The sequence below is a fragment of the Flammeovirga sp. SJP92 genome, from assembly GCF_001583495.1.
Taxonomy (GTDB): Bacteria; Bacteroidota; Bacteroidia; order Cytophagales; family Flammeovirgaceae; genus Flammeovirga.
The window spans coordinates 23,809-44,308 of the sequence record NZ_LQAQ01000061.1 but is presented as its reverse complement, the minus strand read 5'-3'; the positions used below and the strand labels follow the sequence as shown (position 1 = coordinate 44,308).

At 35.9% G+C, this 20,500-nt stretch carries 13 protein-coding genes; 10 read left to right on the top strand and 3 right to left on the bottom strand.

Going from position 1 to position 20,500, the window contains the following annotated elements; all coding sequences use genetic code 11:
* Positions 1 to 79: 79 nt before the first annotated feature.
* Positions 80 to 652 carry a hypothetical protein gene (locus AVL50_RS12950; protein WP_062616924.1) on the bottom strand — a complete coding sequence of 191 codons (573 nt, stop codon included), beginning with the start codon at positions 650 to 652 and terminating at the stop codon, positions 80 to 82.
* A gap of 136 nt (positions 653 to 788) precedes the next feature.
* Between AVL50_RS12950 and AVL50_RS12945 the strand changes: the two genes are divergently transcribed.
* From AVL50_RS12945 to ppk1, 4 genes are all read left to right on the top strand, one after another.
* A complete protein-coding gene (locus AVL50_RS12945) occupies positions 789 to 1,700 on the top strand; it encodes a hypothetical protein (protein WP_062616923.1) in 912 nt (303 codons plus the stop codon).
* Positions 1,701 to 1,834: 134 nt separating this feature from the next.
* Positions 1,835 to 4,900, top strand: coding sequence for an ATP-binding cassette domain-containing protein (locus AVL50_RS12940; protein ID WP_062616922.1), 3,066 nt, complete (start codon positions 1,835 to 1,837; stop codon positions 4,898 to 4,900).
* A gap of 116 nt (positions 4,901 to 5,016) precedes the next feature.
* Entirely contained in the window at positions 5,017 to 5,586 is a 570-nt protein-coding gene (locus AVL50_RS12935) for a chalcone isomerase family protein (RefSeq protein WP_062616921.1), read from the top strand.
* A 263-nt stretch (positions 5,587 to 5,849) separates the two neighbouring features.
* On the top strand, positions 5,850 to 7,859 hold the full coding sequence (ppk1, locus tag AVL50_RS12930; RefSeq protein ID WP_062616920.1) for a polyphosphate kinase 1: 2,010 nt from the start codon (positions 5,850 to 5,852) through the stop codon (positions 7,857 to 7,859).
* A gap of 47 nt (positions 7,860 to 7,906) precedes the next feature.
* Here the strand turns inward: ppk1 and AVL50_RS12925 are convergent, their stop codons facing one another.
* Positions 7,907 to 8,314: a hypothetical protein gene (locus AVL50_RS12925; protein ID WP_062616919.1), complete on the bottom strand. Its 408-nt coding sequence runs from the start codon at positions 8,312 to 8,314 to the stop codon at positions 7,907 to 7,909.
* Between the two features lie 149 nt (positions 8,315 to 8,463).
* Entirely contained in the window at positions 8,464 to 9,087 is a 624-nt protein-coding gene (locus AVL50_RS12920; protein ID WP_082795850.1) for a M15 family metallopeptidase, read from the bottom strand.
* Positions 9,088 to 9,231: 144 nt separating this feature from the next.
* Here AVL50_RS12920 and speD point away from each other — a divergent pair, with 144 nt between their 5' ends.
* From speD to AVL50_RS12890, 6 genes are all read left to right on the top strand, one after another.
* Positions 9,232 to 9,630: an adenosylmethionine decarboxylase gene (gene speD / locus AVL50_RS12915; RefSeq protein ID WP_062616918.1), complete on the top strand. Its 399-nt coding sequence runs from the start codon at positions 9,232 to 9,234 to the stop codon at positions 9,628 to 9,630.
* A 63-nt stretch (positions 9,631 to 9,693) separates the two neighbouring features.
* Positions 9,694 to 10,593, top strand: coding sequence for a 4-hydroxy-3-methylbut-2-enyl diphosphate reductase (locus tag AVL50_RS12910; RefSeq protein WP_062616917.1), 900 nt, complete (start codon positions 9,694 to 9,696; stop codon positions 10,591 to 10,593).
* A 339-nt stretch (positions 10,594 to 10,932) separates the two neighbouring features.
* Positions 10,933 to 11,715 carry a DeoR/GlpR family DNA-binding transcription regulator gene (locus AVL50_RS12905; RefSeq protein WP_062616916.1) on the top strand — a complete coding sequence of 261 codons (783 nt, stop codon included), beginning with the start codon at positions 10,933 to 10,935 and terminating at the stop codon, positions 11,713 to 11,715.
* Between the two features lie 338 nt (positions 11,716 to 12,053).
* Positions 12,054 to 15,137 (top strand): SusC/RagA family TonB-linked outer membrane protein, encoded by a 3,084-nt coding sequence (locus AVL50_RS12900; RefSeq protein WP_062616915.1) that lies wholly within the window; start codon positions 12,054 to 12,056, stop codon positions 15,135 to 15,137.
* A gap of 11 nt (positions 15,138 to 15,148) precedes the next feature.
* The gene (locus AVL50_RS12895; protein WP_062616914.1) at positions 15,149 to 17,014 is read left to right on the top strand and encodes a SusD/RagB family nutrient-binding outer membrane lipoprotein; all 1,866 of its coding nucleotides are present in this window, start codon (positions 15,149 to 15,151) and stop codon (positions 17,012 to 17,014) included.
* A gap of 389 nt (positions 17,015 to 17,403) precedes the next feature.
* The gene (locus AVL50_RS12890) at positions 17,404 to 20,490 is read left to right on the top strand and encodes a SusC/RagA family TonB-linked outer membrane protein (protein WP_082795799.1); all 3,087 of its coding nucleotides are present in this window, start codon (positions 17,404 to 17,406) and stop codon (positions 20,488 to 20,490) included.
* Positions 20,491 to 20,500 lie beyond the last annotated feature (10 nt).

The window sequence follows — 20,500 nt, the reverse complement described above, 5'->3', positions numbered from 1 at the left end:
GTTAGAATAATAAATAAAAAGTCCTATTTACATTTTCTTAATTTGTAAATAGGACTTTTTGTATTTAAAAGGATGGAAATTATAACTCGAATAAAATTTTCAAGGCCATCCATAATTCCCTTTTCTTATCCACATCCAATAGGAGTTTTGTCAGCCCGTCCGCCGCCACAGCTTGATGACCGTCAATTTCCGTAGGGATGTATTTTGCTATTTTTTCATTAGAAAGTGGACTTTCATTGTGATTGACAAAATACAGGAAATATTGAGGTTGCAGTTTATTAACCAATGCTTCTAGATTTTCTTTCTGTTCTAAAACATTGATGACTGCCACTTCTTGAAGTGTAAGCTGTAAAGCTCCCAATATTTTTAATAACAATTGAAACTCTTTACTTCTAAAAATATCAACACCACTATGCTCAATAAAAATGACGATATGTCTTTTATTTTCACCATAGTAATCAGTAGGAAGTTGTTTTCGAATCACTTTTTTAGGAGTGATTGCTGGAGTTTTTTCTGTTTCAGAAGCCTTTTCTTCTACCTTCTCCTCTTCCTTTTCAAGCTCTTCCTCAGGGATCTCTATATCTTCCAGCTCTTCGGGAAACAGATATAAAGTATCAAACATCTGTGAGATAAAACCTAGTTCGTTTTCCATAAGGCAAAGATAAGATCATTTGATTTAAAATAATTTTTTTATCAATGAATTATGTTTAATTTTTTTGATATATAATATTTACAATTATTTTTGAGCATAATATTTTTTAGACAAACCTGATCGAACTTTATAAATTATGACATTCAGCTCACAATTCAAGCAATTAGGGAAAGTAGCTTTAGCATGTGGTTTAGCAACTTCTCTTGTAGCGTGTGGTGGTTCATCTGAAACTGCACAGAGTAAAGAAGAAGCAAAGAAAGAAATCGCAGCTCAAAAAGCTACAAAAGCTGACTTCAATCTTATTCTTAACAATGCTCCTGAGCCAACAGCAATTCCTGTATTATTAGAAAGAAGTGGTGCTGAGTTTGATGCTACTCTTTTAAATAAAAGAGAGAGTGCAACATCTTACACACTAACTGAAGCCTCTTCAGCATTAAACTTTGGTGTTTATATCTCTGATATTGCTTATTTATCAGCTTTTGGTAAAGCACAAGAAGCAATTGATTACTTTACAACAGCTAAAACATTATCTGATAAATTAGGTATCTCACAAGCAATGGGTGAAGACTTAAGCGAAAAGTTAGAGAAATCTTTATCAGATAAAGAAGCAATGTTGAAAGTAATTTCAGCATCAGAAGGAAAAGTAAAGCAATTCTTAAATACTAATTCACAGTATGACGTTGCAGCGTTAATCGTGACAGGTACAACTTTAGAAGCTTTACACATTTCATTAGGTTTGGTACATAACGCTCCGGCGGATCTTCCTGAAGCGGCTAGAGATGCATTATTAGTAGACTTAATGTCTTCTATTGCTAAACAACGTTCGTCAATTGACGCTATCGTTGAGATCTTAGCACCATTGCAAAATGGTAGTGACAAAGCAGTAGAATATGCAAAGTCATTCAAAGCATTACAAGCAGAATATGACAAGCTTAACTTCGATGAAAAATTGAAAGACAACAAAGGTGGATATCAGTTAAAAGCTGACGATCTTAAAGGTATTTCAGTGATTGTTGAAAAATTAAGAACAATGACGGTTTCTGAATAGTTTTTTAGAATCCTATAGATTTAAGAGTCCTGTGTTTGAAAACACAGGACTTTTTTTGTTTCTTTATAATACTATTACAACAACTGAATGACGACGTAAGCATCCTATTTCAGCTTTACGAAACAATCTTACTTATGAACGAAAAAGTATTAAAATCTCTTACCAAACTCTTTGCAATCATGGCCTGTGCTGACGGATCTATTGATGAAGCACTGGAGATTTTAGAGGAATACTTAAAAAATACACTTCACGAGAGTAATACCAATACATACGTTGAAATATTTGAACTGCAAGCAAGACAGAATGTCGATGAAGAGTTGATACGATCAATTGCACTTTCGGCGGCTAGAGATCTTACTCTGAGGCAACGTATTGTAATGGTCATAGACTTATTGGAACTGGCTTATTCCAATGGAGTATTCTCTGAAGAAGAACAGGCAATCATGAGAGTGATCTGCGACGCATTCAACCTTGACTTTAACAGGCTGGATAGAATGCAGAAGTTTATGAATACGAACGATGTACATAAACTCTCTGAGATAGAAGGTTGTTTGACTATTACCAATGATAAAGATTTTAAAACAGAAGGAAAGCATCTTTACAGAAGAGATGTAGATGTTCCTTTGGCTGTACTTTACATGCCTTTGGCAAGAATGTACTTCGTGAAAACGACTAAGAAAGGTCAAATTTTTGTGATTAACGGAGAAAGAATGCAGACAGGAAGAGCCTATCCGCTAGATGTGGGTGGTGTGATCCGTATTAATACTCCTAAAAGTGGTTCAGTGAACCTTTATCATTCTGAGATTGCCGCCATTTTTATTGGCAGTGAGTCAACAGACCCTATTTCATTTGAAGCTAAGAAAATCAATTACTACTTCGGGAAAAAGCAAGGTCTGCATGATATTGACGTCATAGAGGAAGGAGGAAACATGGTGGCTCTGATGGGGGCTAGTGGATCAGGGAAGTCTACTTTGCTCAATGTATTGAATGGTACACATAAACCTAAATACGGGGAAGTATTGATCAATGGTATTGATATTCACAACAGTCCCGAAGAAGTGAAAGGTGTATTGGGGTATGTGCCTCAAGACGACCTTTTGATAGAAGAATTAACTGTATACGAGAATTTATATTATGCAGCTAAGCTAAGTTTTGCTCATTCTGATCATGATGAAGTAGAAAAAATCATCATGAGAACAATTGAGAACTTGGGTTTGTATGCCGTAAAAGACCTTAAAGTTGGTAACCCACTGGAGAAAACTATCAGTGGAGGACAGCGCAAACGATTGAATATTGGTCTTGAACTGCTCAGGGAACCGAGTGTACTTTTTGTAGATGAACCTACTTCAGGGCTTTCATCTCAAGATTCAGAAAACGTTATTGATCTCTTGCGTCAGTTGACAAACCGTGGGAAGTTGATCTTTGTAGTCATTCATCAGCCTTCATCAGATATTTATAAGATGTTTGATAAATTGTTGGTGTTGGATGTTGGTGGATACCCTGTTTACTACGGAAATCCGATTACTGCGGTAAGTTATTTCAAAGAAGAAGCCATGTATGCAGATGTTGAAAGTGAGTGTACGCGATGTGGTAATGTGGATTCTGAAGAGGTTTTTGAAATCATTGAATCCAAAGTATTGGATGAATATGGTAGAAGGACTAGAAAGAGAAAGTGGAAGCCGGAACATTGGTTTGAACGCTATAAAGAATATGTAAAGGTTCCTAAGATTGATACTGTCAAAGAGCCACCTAAAAGTGTGTTAGATCTTCCTTCAAAAATAAAGCAATTCAGAATCTTTGTTTTAAGGGATTTGAATACAAAACTTAATAATAAACAGTATTTGGTGGTCAATTTACTGCAAGCACCGTTGTTGGCCTTGATGCTGTCACTGATAGTTTATTTTTATCATTTAGATGAATTAGGTAATAGGGTAGATTATGTATTCAGAGAGAACATGAACATGCCTTCCTATATCTTTATGGCAGTTATTGTCGCTCTCTTCCTCGGTTTGATGATCAGTGCGGAAGAACTTATTAAAGACCGGAAAATACGGAAAAGGGAAGTTTACTTATCACTGAGTAGGATATCCTATTTATGTTCTAAAATGGCTATTCTTTCAGGAATGTCAGCAATTCAAGTATTAGTTTTTGTATTGATTGGCAATACCATCATGGGCATAGGGTCAATGTATCTGGAGTATTTCGTTATGCTTTTCTCCACTGCTTGTGTGGCCAATATGATTGGATTGAATGTTTCCAGTGCATTTAAATCTGTGGCAACGGTTTATATTCTGATTCCAATTATCTTGATTCCTCAATTACTTTTGGGTGGGGTGGTTGTGCAGTATGCTAACATTAACCCTGTCTTCAAAAATCAGGAAGGTAAAGTTCCCATGGTGGGTGAATTGATGGCTTCAAGATGGGCCTTTGAAGGATTAATGGTGGAACAGTTTTCTGATAACTTATTTGAAAAACATTTCTTCACGTTAGATACTGAAATTCACTCTGCAGATTATTTAAGGACGTATTATATTCCCACTTTAATTAGTAAATTGGAGGACTGCAAGTTGTATCTTCACAATAAAGAAGAGGATAAAATTACACGCTCTAAGTTTGAAGATAACCTTGTACTGTTAGCCCATGAATGTAAAAACTTCGAAAATGAAGATGAGTATGGAGCTGAAATGGATTTTAAAATCGATTTTGATCCCAATGATTTCACTTTAGCAGATGCTAATAAACTTCATCAATTCTTCTTAGATGCAAGAGAACATGTTAACATGGCTTATATCTATTGGAAGAAAAAGAAGGAAGAAAAAGTACAAGATTTATTGGATAAGTATGGTAAAGAAAAGTACCTTGATCTGAGAGATACCTATACTAATGATAAAGTCACAGAATTTGTAAAAAATATAATTGCAGAAAAGAGAATTGTAGAATACGGTTCTAAACTTGTGCAACGAATTTATCCAATCTACCACGCACCCAATGAAGCGAAAGGTCCTTTTGATTTCAGAACGCACTTTTTTGCACCTCAGAAGCATTTTATGGGCAACCTTCATAAGACCTTCTGGTTCAACATCGTCATCCTTTGGGTAATGTATATTTTGCTCTTCATAGCCTTGTATTACAAGCTATTGGATCGTTTTGTGAAATGGATAGAAATAAAATTAGCGAATAAGGATACAATAAGAGTTTAAACGTGAACGTTTATTCATAAATAAATTTTTGTTATCTTTCAAAGACAAAACTTTGTGGTGGCTAAAAAAAAGCGCACCTTCGAAACCTTTAAACACACTTTATAGAATTAAATAAGATGAAAAGAGCATTTATCGCATTTCTACTTACAGTTATGTCAGTGGTAACTGTCAGTGCACAAACAACAGAGATTTCAGATGTAGTTCTTCAAAACTCAGTGCAGGAAGACGGAACTCAACTTCAACTCAATGGTGCAGGAGTAAGATCAAAGTACTTCTTATCATTGTATGTGGGAAGTCTTTATTTACCTGGAAAATCATCAGATGCGAACAAAATCTTATACAGTAGTGACATGAAAATGATCCAGCTTGATATTATCTCAAGTTTGATCACTGCAGAAAAGATGGAGGAAACTGTAAGAGCTGGGTTTAAAAACTCTTTAGGTGGAGACACTTCTAGTTTACAGTCCGAAATCGATAGTTTTATCGCTGTATTCGGTGAGGAGATTGAAGTGGGTGACATCTTTAAATTTGTTACTTCAGGTCAAGAATTAAAAGCATATAAAAACGGTAAATTATTAACTACTGTTACTGGTGCAGAATTCCAAAGAGCACTTTTTGGAATTTGGTTAGGCAACAAGCCAGCAGACAAAAAGTTGAAAAACTTAATGTTAGGTGCTAAATCATAATTCATCAGAAGTATAAGAGCATGTTTGAAACATATCTCTTTTGATAAAATATATTAGCTAGACATACTCTAACTGATGTCATTTAAAGGTTTCAATTTCCTAGGTGGAGGTTGAAACCTTTTTTATTGAGATGAATTCCAATGTAAAGGCTCATTTTTAGTGTGCTATTAAATATTTTAACTCTTTTGTAATCATCAAAATGAGGACATTTTCCGTATATGGTTTAATATTGCTTTTGAACTTACAATAGAGATAAATAAACTATGAAATATACTTTTTTTAATCGCGACTTATCATGGCTTCGTTTTAATGAAAGAGTTTTGCAAGAAGCTCAAGATAAAAGAAATCCACTGTATGAAAGAATTAAATTTTTAGCGATTTACTCCTCAAATCTTGATGAATTTTTTAAGGTGAGAGTATCAGATATCCGTCAAATTAAACATCTAGATAAAGAATTAAGAAAGAAACTGATTACAAAGCCAAACAGGCTATTAAAGGAAATAAAGAAAGAAGTAGATAGACAAGGAGAATTACTGGGTCGTATTTTCAGAAATGAAATAACTCCTGAATTAAATGCTCTAGGAATTCATATTGTATCTGCGGTAGAAATAAGTGATGGGTATAAAGAATTTGCCATTGATTATATTAGCAATAAACTTTCAGAACCCTTAGCGATAAAAGAAGATTTTTCATCTGAAGAAGAATGCCTTTTCATTGAGAATGAAAAATTATACCTGATTACAGCAAAAACAGGTGGAGGGATTATTTGTGTGCAGGTGCCTGAGGGAAATAGATTTATTGAACTTCCTACAGCAGAAGGCCATAAGATTGCTTACATTGATGATATTTTGAAAGTATACCTTGAAGAAAAATACCACAAGACTTTCTATGAGCTTAAAATCTCAAGAGACGCAGAATTATACATTAAAGACGAATATTCAGGCAACTTATTAGAAAAAATCAAAAGTTCATTGTCTAACCGTAATGTAGGGCAGATTACAAGGGCTTTGATTGATGCAAAAGTGGATAAAGAAACAGATACACAATTACAGACTGTTTTGGATATCAATGATACTGATATTGTTTATGGTGGTGTATATCATAAAATGAAAGACTTCTTTGGCTTTCCTAATCCTATTGGTGAACAACTGGAAAATAAGAAACTTCCGCCTATTGATCCTAAATTTATCAAAACTGATAAACCGCTGTTTTCAGTGGTTAAAGAGAAGGAGCGGATATTACATTTTCCATTTGAGTCTTATAATGGCATTTTGAAGTGGATCGAAGAAGCATCTGAAGATAAGGATGTGACCACAATAAAGATTACTTTATATAGAGTGTCTTCGGATTCCAAAATTGCGAAAGCGTTGCTTAGAGCAGTAGAGAATGGTAAAAAAGTATTCGTATTCATTGAAACGAAAGCTCGATTTGATGAAGAGAATAATATAAAGTGGGGTAAAAGATTGGAAGATGCTGGAGCAAATGTACGTTACAGCTATCCGGGTATTAAGGTGCATTCCAAAATAATGTACATCGAAAAAGAAGCAACCAATGAGTGTTTTGCCTATATCGGCACTGGGAATTTCAATGAAAGAACTGCATCAATTTATACCGATTTTGGTTTGCTGACAGCTGACGTAAATTTAGCACAAGAAGTACATCAAGTTTTTAGAGTGCTGGAAGGAGACCTAATAGTACCAAAAGTGAAGCATTTGCTAGTTTCTCCATTTACATCAAGAGCAACTTTTGATCAACTTCTTGATAGAGAAATGAAGAAAGCAAAGAATGGGGGAGAAGGAAGGGTGTTCTTAAAGCTCAATAGCATTGAAGATACGAAACTGATCAAGCATTTATACAAGGCAAGTAATGCAGGTGTGAAGATACGCTTAATTGTGAGAGGTATCTGTTGTTTGATTCCAGGTGTAGAAGGTCAAAGTGAAAATATTGAAGTAATAAGCATCATTGACCGTTTTCTGGAGCATTCCAGGGTTTATATTTTCGGATCAGGAGAAGATGAGAAAATGTATATTGGTTCTGCAGATTGGATGACTCGAAATATTGATCATCGTATTGAAGTTATAACTCCGGTGTTGGAGAAAGAGAATTACCAGATCATTAAAGATATAATGCAAATACAATGGGAAGATAATGTGAAAGGAAGAATCATTGATGGTGATCAGATCAATGTGCATTTAAACCATTATTCTCATCAAGAAAGCTCACAGGAACGTACTTATTTTTATTTAAAAGAGAAAAATGAGGATGTAGTGTAGCAAATTTCTAGCATACAAAAGGCCCACTTTGTCGAGTGGGCCTTTTGTTATTTAATAATATAACCTTCAGCGACGCTTTCATATACTTTATAATTTCGGAAGGTTTTATATTCAAATTGATTACTTATGCTATCAGATATTGTTTCAAGTGAATCTTTTAGCTGTTCATTGGTGTTAAGATGTGGGTCAATAATATAAACATCCTCAAAATTCAATAGGGATGTAGAGTCGGCATCAAAAAATAAATGCCATTCCGGTAATCCTGACCAGGAATAATTTAAGTGACTTCGATTGGATACATAGTTTTTAATTTTGTTTTCGTTCCGAATTTCTACAATGGATTCAATTACCTCTTCCATTTTCATCGAGTTAGTAACAGCTTTCCAGTTACAAATTATAGTATTTGTGAGGGTGTTCCATTCCACAAATGCTGATTCATTTTTAAATACAATCATGTTGGAAGCGATTGTTCATGATTAATGGTTAAAATATTTATAGAAAAGATAGCGACTAAAAGTCTTCATCTTTTGTTTTAACAATGTATGAAATTATTTCATAAAATATTAGTAGCCAGTACCTTATTATGTATTTTTTAATATTTTTATTAATCACCACAATTGAGTGAATGGTCAGATACATCAAAATTCATGAATCGATAAGAGTAATGCCACCATTCTGTCGAAGTAGGACCAAACCCGTATTTCCACATAGTGTCGGCCAATAATTGCCTGTTTTCTAAGACGTTATGTGGTAAATCCTTATAAGCAGGCCATGCTTCCTTACCGAAAAAATCATAAGGAGTGCCCATTTCTACTTGTTTGCCGTCCATGGTGCAAAGTGTTAAATCTACCGCTGAACCTCTGTTGTGCCACGAGCCTTTTCTAGGGTCAGCCACATAGCGGCGGTCAGGATAAACTTCCCACATCTTCCATTGTACACTTAATGGACGGTAACAATCAAATAATTTTATTCTATAACCCTTTTTAAGAAGTTCATGTTGTACCTTTATAAGTTGTAAGGCCACTTTTTTACGAAGCATTGCCTTAGAACAAGGGTAGAGGACCTTTTTTGTGAAATTGTTATCAGTAGCATAACGTATGTCCAGTACAAACATGCTGTCCATTTTGATCAATTCAACAAAAGCAGAATCTGATAAATCAGCAATAGATTGCCAGTATTTGTCTTGTGCTACCTTTTTTTTGATAATTGAATGAATTTTTTGATCCATTTTAGTATCAATTGCCAAAGGTATCGTATATAATAAAGTATCAGTTACTTGTGTTTTGATACAGCTGTTTGTTAATAGAAAAAGTAAAAAAATACAAACAAATTTGTTCAACATTGGTTGTTTAATTTTAGGAGATATACATAAATGAGTTTTTATAAAGGAGAAGAAATTTTTTTAGGGAAGCAACTTTTAGGTGAATTGTATTCATGTAATCATGAAGCACTCAACAGTCCTGAGGTCATGAAAAAAGTGATGGAAGAAGCGGCTTTAGCTGCTAATGCCACTATTGTACAATCTGTTTTCCATCATTTTTCACCTTATGGAGTTTCTGGTGTAGTGGTGATACAAGAAAGCCATTTTGCCATACATACATGGCCTGAGCATCAGTTCGTTTCGGTTGATTTTTACACCTGTGGAGAAACCGCTTTTCCTGAAAAAGCAATGGAGCATTTGATTGAAGTTTTATCTCCATCGAAATACGATTTGAAAGAAGTGAAAAGGGGAGAATTAAATAAAATTGAAAAATTCATTCCTGAAGAGTAAATTTTTTAATTCACTCAATTAAAGTTCTTAAATTTGCAATGTTCTCAAATTAAAAATACACTAATGGAAGTTACTATAGATCATAAATCAGGCTACTGCTTCGGCGTTGAGTTTGCAATACAAATGGCAGAGGAAGAAATGGATGATTCTGGAAAATTGTATTGTTTAGGAGATATTGTCCATAATGATATGGAGGTGAAACGTCTTCGTGAAAAAGGTTTAGTAGTGATTGATCGCGATGAATTGAAAGATCTAAGTGATTGTAAGGTATTGATTAGAGCACATGGTGAGCCTCCTGCAACTTACAAAACTGCAATAGAAAACAATATTGAGTTGATTGATGCATCTTGCCCGGTAGTGCTGAAACTGCAGAACCGTGTAAAAAATGCTTACGATAAAACATCAAGTCAAGAAGGGCAGTTGGTTATCTATGGCAAACCTGGACACGCTGAGGTAATCGGTTTAACAGGTCAAACAGGTGATAACTGTATTATAGTGACGGGAATCGAAGATTTAGAATTAGTAGATTTCAATCAACCTGTGACGTTATTTAGCCAGACGACAAAATCCACAAAAGGGTTTTATGAACTGAAAGCTGAAATCGAAAAGAGAATTGATGAAGTGCACGGAGAAGGTGCTCATGAGACATTGTTTAATGCAAATGATAGTATCTGCCGACAAGTTTCAAACAGAGAGCCTCAGATGGTAAAATTCTCTGGAGAAATGGATGTTATTATCTTTGTGAGTGGTAAGAAGTCTTCCAATGGAAAAGCATTATACAATGTGTGCTTGAAAAATAATCCAAGAAGTTATTTTGTCGAAAATGAGAATGAAATTGATTTGTCTTGGATTGATGTAGGAGATAAAGTTGGTATTTCAGGAGCAACTTCAACTCCAATGTGGTTGATGGAGCAAGTGAAAGCTTATTTGGAATCACATGAGAAGTTTGCGGTTTTAAGTTAATTTTAACCTGTTAAAAAATATTAAGAAGAAAAGCAGAAATGCTTTTCTTTTTTTATGTCTGCATGTTTTTGCTTGTTGTTGACGATGTTAGATTGGAGTGAGAATGCTGTATTGAGTTGAATTTAAGTGTTTTATTGTTGTGTGTGCATGTTTTTATTTTTTTTGATAATTCGTCTCATGCACCCTTTTTTTGCCTGTTAATAACTGTTTTCATTAAAAAGTTGTAATTATTTACATTTATTAATGAAGATAATTCAAATAGTGTTTGCGTGTTTATGCGTGTTTTTATATGTTTGTGGTGTAATCAAAACACTTTATTCATCTAGTCACGATCATAAAATGCTAAAAGAAGAAAGACAACAATTTATTTTGGATGAAATCAGAAAAAACAATAAAGTTTTATCATCTGAATTGAGCATTTCCCTGAATGTATCAGAAGATACAATCAGAAGAGATTTGCGTGAGTTGTCTGATTCTGGAAAAATCAGAAGAGTGCATGGAGGTGCAGTGAAAAATGCAGATAGCACCGAAGAGCATTCAGATGTATCTTCTTATATTCCATTCAGTTATGAAGATAGAGAAGTCTATTCAAAAGCTAAAAAAGAAGTAATCGCTGATAAAGCAATTTCTTTGATCAAAGATGACTTAGTAATTTTGATTGACGGTGGTACCACCAACTTGGAGATTACGAAAAAGTTGCCAAAAGACTTGAAAGCAACCATTATCACAAACTGTTTACCTATAGCAACAAGTCTGGCTCCTTATCGTTTTCTTGATGTTTATTTCTTGGGAGGAAAGTTGCTTCCAAATGCTTTGGTAACTGTTGGTTATTCTGTAATCAATGAGTTGTCAGACATTAAAGCAGATTTATGCTTTATGGGAACAAGAAGTATTGATGTCAACCGTGGTATTACTGATATCGATAGAGAAGAAGTAGAAGTGAAAGGGGCAATGGCAAATGCCTCAAGAAAGGTGATTTCAGTAGCAGCTTCAGATAAGTTAATGACTGCTCAGCCTTTCTTAGGTGTTAAGCTAAAGCATGTGAATACGATTATTACGGAACTTAATCCTACCTCCGATGTACTGCGACCGTTTGTAAATGAAGGAGTCGAGGTCATTTAGTCCAAATCGCATGAAGCATGAAATGAAATGAATTAAAAAAAGCCCTAAATACACAACAAAATCAATTACTAACACTGTTTATTTATCTGAATTCACTTTTTAGAAAGAGTGGGACTGGATTCCTATTCCCTAATTTTTCAAGATGGTAGTTCTTCAAATGACAAAGAATGGTTGAAATTGTGTATTAACTTCAATCTGACGACAGACAACACGAATTTCGATTCTAAATTTAAATTTTTTTTACAAAAAAGGCTTTAGCTACAGTAGGTGAAGGGGACGCTCTATACCTAAATGTATCAAACTTTATTTTCGTATCTAATTCTATTCTTTTGACAAACATGAAAAAATGTCTACTAACGTTATTAGGCATCCTTTGGATGTTAGGTAACACCTATGCTCAGGAGCGAGCAGTAACTGGTATAGTTCAGGACGCTACAGACAATTCGCCACTTCCGGGCGTGAATGTCTTAGTAAAGGGTACTTCATTAGGTTCTGTTACAGATCTTGATGGTAAATTCACAATCTTATTAAAAGAAGAACAGAAAACATTAGTATTTTCATTTATAGGTTATCAAACACAAGAAGTTAATGTTGCTTCATCATCTAAAGTTAATGTAAAATTAGACATTGATGCTGAGGAACTTGATGAAGTAGTTGTGACAGCCTTAGGTATTGAAAGAGAGGAAAGATCTCTTGGTTATGCCGTACAAGGTGTAAAAGCAGAAGATATGGGCAACGGTGCCGCTACCGGTAACATGATGAACTCATTGTCTGGTAAAGTGGCAGGTGTACAAATCACTCCTTCTAATGGTGCAGGTTCTGCTTCAAAAGTGATTATCCGTGGTAACGCTATGTTAGGTGGTAATAACCAACCGTTATATGTAATTGACGGAGTCCCGATTTCAAATAACATCTTAGCAGATGGTAGCGATGGAGATGAGTCAGATATCTCAACAGGTGACGGTCTTTCATCATTGAACCCTGATGATATTGCTGAAATGTCAGTATTGAAAGGTGGTTCAGCAACAGCACTTTACGGTTCAAGAGCCATCAATGGTGTAATCTTAATCACAACAAAGTCAGGTAAAAAAGGATCATCAGGTGTTGATTTCTCACAAGGATTCTCAATGGATTTCATTGGAATTACTCCAAATGAGCAAAGCGTATACGGTAACGGTTCAGATGGCCGTTTAGCTTCAGATAGAGATCAGTTAGGGATGTGGGGGCCAAAAATCGAAGGACAATTAAACACAGCTTATTATGACGGTAAGGAAAGAGCACTTACGCATTACAATAATTACGATGATTTCTTCCGTACAGGTCTAACTAGCAATACATCGGTAAGTGCTTATGGATCAACTGAAAAAGGGTCTATCCGTTTCTCTTACTCGAATATGGATAACCGTGGTATGGTTCAAAACTCGACTTATAAGAGAAACACTTTCTCAATTAAAGGTGATGTGAAATTGAGTGAGAAAATTAAAGTTGATGCTCGTCTTAACTACACCAATCAGAAAGCGAATAATAGATTGGTTATGGGTAGTTCAGTTAACTCATATATGTCAATGTTAATTGGTATGCCTTCTACAATTTCACACCACTGGTTGAAAGATTACAAAGATGATTTAGGTAGACCAATTGGTTATACAAACCAAGATCAAAACCCTTATTGGTATATTCATGAGCGTAAAAATGAGGATGAGTTGAATCGTGTGGTAGGTATGGCTTCAGTAACTTATGACATCACAGATGACTTAAAAATCTTAGGTCGTACAGGTATTGATTACGGTGCAATGAGATTGAATTTATTAGATCCATTATATTCTCCATGGCAACCACAAGGTAGAGCGTTTGAAAGAACGAGCCTTGAAATGGAATCAAACTCAGACTTCTTAATTTCATACAACAAGAAAGTAGGTAAATTTGATATCAATGTGAACGCAGGTGGTGCTTATTTACACCAAATCAGAAACTTCACAGATGTAGGATCATCAAAATTCTCATCATCTGACTTCCAAAACCCTGGAGCAGGTAGTGATGTATTCCAATCGTACTCTACTTATGAAATGATGATGACATCATTATATGCAACAGCTTCAGTAGGTTACAATGGTTATTTATACTTAGATGCTTCTGTTCGTAATGACTGGTCATCAACTTTACCAATGCACAATAACTCATTCTTGTACCCTTCATTATCAGGTACTTGGGTATTCTCAGACATGGATTGGAGTGTTCCTGAGTGGTTATCATTTGGTAAGTTAAGAGCTTCATGGGCACAAGTTGGTTCAGCAACAGATCCATATAGCTTGTATTTACAATATGATATTGATAACTGGGATCACAACGGCTTAAACTTCGGTAACATCAAAGGAAATGATATTCCAAATGCCAACTTGAAGCCAGCAATCCAAACTTCTTATGAATTTGGTATGGACTTAAGATTATTCAATGATAAGTTAGGAATTGATGTTGCACGTTACTCATCATCTTCTGTAAATCAAATTATCCCAGTATCTATTTCAGATGTATCAGGATATGACAGAGCAATCATCAACGCAGGTGAGATTGTGAACAGAGGTTGGGAATTTGCAATGGATTTCAAAGCAATTGAAAAAGGAAACTTCAAATGGACTACAGCTGTAAATGCGGCATATAACTATAACGAAGTAGTTTCATTAACAGAAGGCGTAGATTTCTATGAAATTGCTTCAGCAGGTGGTATTTCTATCCAAGCCAACCCAGGTCAAGCTTACGGAGCATTAGTTGCGAAGAAAGCATTAAGAACTCCTGAAGGAGGATTTGTAGTAGACGGCGAAGGTCGTATCATGCAAGAAGATGAGCCTTCAATCATCGGTAACGGTGTACAGCCTTGGATGGCAGGTTGGAGAAACACATTCAACTATAAAAACTTAAGCTTATCAATCCTTATTGACGGTAAGTTTGGTGGCGATATCTACTCTTCAACAAATGCTTCAATGTATGCTTCTGGTAAGCATGAAAACACAGTGGCAGGAAGAGAAGAATTCTACAACGGAGGTACTTGGAACCCTGGCAACCTTTACACAGCTGTGGAAGGAGATAATGGAGATGTTACTTATGAGAAATTTGAAGGTAACGTAGATCCACAACAGTACTGGGGCCGTTATGGAGGAATTGCAGAGTTTAACTTATACGATGCATCTTTCATTAAGCTTAGAGAGGTTTCAGTTTCGTACATGTTCCCTAAGCAATGGATGCAAAAAACTCCAATCAAAAACTTAAGCCTAACTGCTTCAGCATTTAACGTAGGTTACTTATGGAAAAGCACTCCAAATGTTGACCCTGAAGCAAGTTTCAGTTCAAGAAATGTATCGGGTGTTGAGTCAGCGACTTTAGCACTTCCAAGAACATTGAACTTCAAGTTAAATGCTAACTTCTAAAAGTTGAAAAAATGAAATTAAGAAATATATTATTAGCGGCTACTGTTGCTGCATCATCACTAATGGGTTGTACTCATAGATTTGAAGAGATAAATGACAACCCTTGGACATCAAACGACATCGATGTAAAACACATCATGGCCTTTTCTCAAGCAAAAATGTATGCTTCAGGTCATGAAGCTTGGAGATCTTCTATCATTATGGGTGGAGCTTATGCTCAAAATACAGCTTGTGCTTACTCAACAGGTATAGGTTTCACTACCAATGATGGTTATACAGAACCTACCTTCTCATTATTGTTCAAAGATATCATCAAGAACATTGAGGACTCAAAAGTAAGACTTGAGCAAGAGGAAGGAGTGGATCATTACATCGCTCAGTTTGATATCATCAAGGTGGTGAATATGCTTCGTGCTACTGAACTGTATGGTGATATTCCTTACTCAACTGCAGGTAAAGGCTTCACAGAAGGCATCTATTATCCAGTATACGAATCTCAAGAGGAAGTATTGGAAATGATGGTGACAGACCTATTGAATGCAAGAACTGCCATCAAAGCTTCTTCAGCTGAACAATTCACTTCTCACGATGCGTATGATGCCTCAACTGATAAGAAAGATCAGTACACTAAATTAGCCAACTCTTTATTGATCAAGATTGGTATGTTGATGTCAGAGGCTAACCCTTCTAGAGGTGCTGAGATCTTCAAAATGGGTTACAATGATGATGGAGGTTACATTTCATCATGGGCTGATGCTTCTTATGTAAGACACGTTGAAGCAGGTGGTCCTTGGGGACAGCACGTAAACGGTATTGGTATTGCTGTTGAAGGACAAGTAGGTGGTTTCTCTCACGCATATCTTTCTGAAGTAGCATTGAAATATATGCAAGCTAATCATGATCCACGCATCTTCAGACTTGTAGCACATTGTGACGTTGTAGGAGGCGTAAGTAAAGCTGTAGATAACCCTTCATTATACCACAATTTTGATCCATTTGCACAAGCAGGAGCAGAAGGAGAGTTCAAGAAAGTACACTTCAGAGGTCTTCGTTTTGGTGACAACGGTGATGGCAACAGAGGTTTGTTTTATAGAAAAGATACAGATGCAACACAACAAGCATCTTTTTGGAGAAATCAAAATGCAGGAGATAGAACGGAGTATACTTTCCAAAATGAAGGACAGTTTATCACACTTGCAGGTATGAACCCAGCAACGTTCAACAGAACGATGCCTTCTATTATTGTAGGTGCGGATGAGATTGCATTCTTAATTGCTGAGGCTTCTACTATTCCAGCTTACGGTATCAATGATAATGATGCTTTTAGAAGAGGTGTAGAATTAGCGATTTCAAAATATGACGCTCTTGGTTTTGGTGGTGGAGATTATGAGAACAATTTCTCAAACCTTTACAAAGAACAAACTAACCCAGATTACAATCACAATGAGAACAAAACTCAATATGTGAATGATGCAGTGGCAAGATATAATGCAGCGGCAGATAAACGTGATATTGTAGTAACGGAACACTGGTTATCGCAAATCGGAAATGGATATACTTCATTTACTTTAGTCAACCGTACTGGAGGCCCTTCATTCTTGAACAAAGTTGTTCCTGTAGAAGCAAGAGATTATGATCTTCCTTCATATGATAAAGATCCAATTGAAAATACAGATGCAAATTTAGATGGAACATTTGAAGTAGTATTGCATAGAGGGGGTGTGACAGATTATGTAAGACCATCACGTTTCCCTTATCCAAACAAGGAGTTGAACGCGAATGGTGACAATGTGAGTGTTGCAATGCAAAGACAGAGGGGTTCAATTTCTGAAGCTACTCACTTTATTGCAGTGCCACAATGGTACAGTAAAAAATAGGAAAAAAGTTTGAAAGCCTGAGAAATCAGGAGTACGGTTAAACTAATAGATGAACACATTGAGGCTCAACATTTTTTGTTGAGCCTCTTTTTTTATGAATTATCATTGAAGTATTGAGTAAAAAATAATATTACATCATATAACATTGCTGATAATAAGTGTGCTTTGATTTTTTCTTTCGCTTTTACGGCCAAAATGAACTTTTAGTTCTGTGTGATTAGAATTATTCTACGACTTCTTTAAATAGTGATTCAAAAAATACAGAATACTTTTCTTTCTATAGATTATTAAAAAATAAACACTAATTTAATTCAATAACTCAATTACATTCTTAACCAAAAAGGTCTAATCAAAAATTATATAACTAATTTATTTCTATTCAATCTACAATGAAAAAATACTTACTTATGTTACTGTGCATCATGGTTATGCAGAGTAATTTGTTGGCACAAGAAAAAGTGGTGACAGGTACTGTAAAAGATATTACAGACGATTCACCACTTCCGGGTGTTAATGTTTTAGTTAAAGGAACTTCCTCAGGTACTGTGACAGACTTGGATGGGAAATTTACCATACAGCTAACTGATGATCAAAACGCACTCATTTTCTCTTTTATAGGCTATCAATCCAAAGAAGTTGATGTTTCTACAGCGACAGACATTATGGTCCAATTAGAAGTTGATGCCGAAGAACTTGAAGAAGTTGTAGTAACAGCTTTGGGTATTGAACGTTCGGAACGCTCGCTCGGCTATGCCATGTCGGAGGTGGGGTCCGAGGAGTTAGGTTCAGCAGGTAATTCAGCCAATGTGATGAATTCTCTTTCTGGAAAAGTGGCTGGGGTACAAGTAGCACCTGTTTCTGGTGGAGCTGGCTCTTCTTCAAGAGTGGTCATAAGAGGTAATGCGGTCCTAAGTGGTAATAACCAACCGCTTTATGTGGTGGATGGTGTGCCTATTTCTAATAATCAAGTCAAAGATGCAGGCGATAGTTCTGATTCTGGAGATGTAAACACAGGGGATGGTTTATCTTCCATCAACCCTGACGATATTGAATCTATGTCCGTTTTGAAAGGTGGTTCTGCTACAGCACTTTACGGATCAAGAGCCATAAACGGTGTGGTATTGATCACCACTAAATCGGGAACTAAAGGAAAAGCATTGGGAGTAGATTTCAATGTGGGCGTTACTTTTGATGCATTGGGAATTACTCCAAAAGATCAAAAGGTGTATGCTCAGGGTACAAACGGAACGCTTCCTCCTGATTCAGACCCTAAATCAGTAACAACAATGTGGGGCCCGAAAATTAATGGTCAAAGCATGCGCTTTTTTGATGGTGTAACAAGACCGGTGGGTGCTTATGATAACTACAGAAGCTTTTTCCATACTGGCCGTACTTGGAATACCAACATTGCATTGACTTCAAGTAATGATAAATCGACGGTACGTTTTTCTTATGGAAATATGGACAGTAAAGGGCAAGTGGATCACTCAACGTATAAAAGGAATACCTTTAACCTAAGAGGGAAAACACAAATGATCAATGATAAGCTTTCCCTTGATGCAAGAGTAACTTACGTCAATCAGCAAGCGCATAACCGTTTGGAAATGGGTAATTCGGTGAATAACTACATGGCCAATTTTATCCAAATTCCGAATACTATTAATGAAGAATGGCTTCAAAACTACAAAGATCCAACTACCGGAAGACCTATTGGTTATAATAATGACGATGAAAACCCTTACTGGACTTTGAACGAGGTGGTCAATCAAGATCAGCTGGATAGAATAATAGGTATGGTGAGCTTGACCTATGAGTTTACTGATTACTTAAAATTGATGGGTAGAGCTGGTACAGATTATAGTACTTTCCGTCAGAATGTTTTACAGCCTTTGTTCACGCCAAGGTTTTCTCAAGGTAGAGCTTTTGAAAGAACCAATTTGGATAGAGAAAACAACTTCGATTTTTTATTGATGTTCCATAAGCAGTATGGTGATTTTGATATTACCGCCAATGCCGGAGGTGCTTATATGCACAAAGAGGTAGATTATACAGACTCAGGATCTGAAAACTTTACCGCTATCGATTTTCAGAACCCTCTTGCTGGTTCTTCAAGATTTCAAGATTTCAGAAAAAGCGAAAGAGCAATAGCGTCAGTGTATGCTACAGCATCGGTGGGTTATAAAGGATATTTGTTCTTGGATGTTTCTGCAAGAAATGACTGGTCTTCTACACTGCCATTAAATAATAATTCATTCTTCTATCCATCTTTATCAGCATCATGGATTTTCTCAGACATGGATTGGACCATGCCGGATTGGTTCTCCTTTGGTAAAGTTCGTGCTTCAGTAGCACAAGTAGGTTCAGATACAGATCCTTACAAACTTAATCTGAGATATGGTTTAGATGGTTGGAATCACAATGGAGTAAATATTGGTAATGTTGAAGGGGGGGAAATTCCAAACAGTACTTTAAAGCCAGCCATACAAACCTCTTATGAAGTTGGTATTGATCTTCGATTCTTTGAAAATAGATTTGGATTGGATTTCGCTTGGTATAAATCCTCTTCAGTCAATCAGATTTTGGGTGTAGACATTTCAAAAGGTGCAGGATTTGAAAGAGCGCTGATCAATGCAGGTCAGATCGATAACTCAGGTATAGAATTAATGCTGAATTATATGCCAATCCAGAATGATAACTTCACTTGGGATATCACATTGAATATGGCTTATAACGACAACGAGGTGGTATCACTAACGGAAGGTGTCAATTCATTCCAGTTATTATCCTTAGGAAGTGTGTCTGTACAGGCAATTCCTGGAGAATCATATGGTGTGATTGTCGGTAAGAAATATAAAAGACATCCAGATAACAATAGCATCATAGTGGATGACAGTGGTAGACCAGTGGCTGATGATGGCGTTCATATCATTGGTAACGGTGTACAACCATGGATGACGGGTTTACGAAACTCATTCACCTATAAGAATGTATCTTTCTCATTCTTGATTGATTCAAAATGGGGAGGAGAGATCTATTCTTCAACAGAATCTAATCTCTATAATTTAGGTAAGCATGAATCCACGCTGACGGGCAGAGATGAATTTTATGACCCTAATCAAACTTGGAATCCTGGAGGTTTAGTAAGAGAGGATGGTTCACCTTTTACAGACAATATTGATCCTGAACAATATTATGGAGCTGTATCTCAAATTTCAGAGCATTTTATTTATGATGCATCATTTGTAAAACTAAGAGAAGTGACCTTGTCGTATCGATTCTCAAATGATTTGCTTGGAAAAACACCGATCCGAAACCTTTCAGTATCAGCCAATGCCTTTAACCTGTTTTATTTATGGAGAAATACGGATAACATAGATCCTGAATCTTCATTTACTAGTGGAAATGGACAAGGTATTGAGTTTGCCAACTTAACGATCCCAAGAACTTACGGGTTTAAATTAAATGCTAACTTCTAAATTCTCTTTG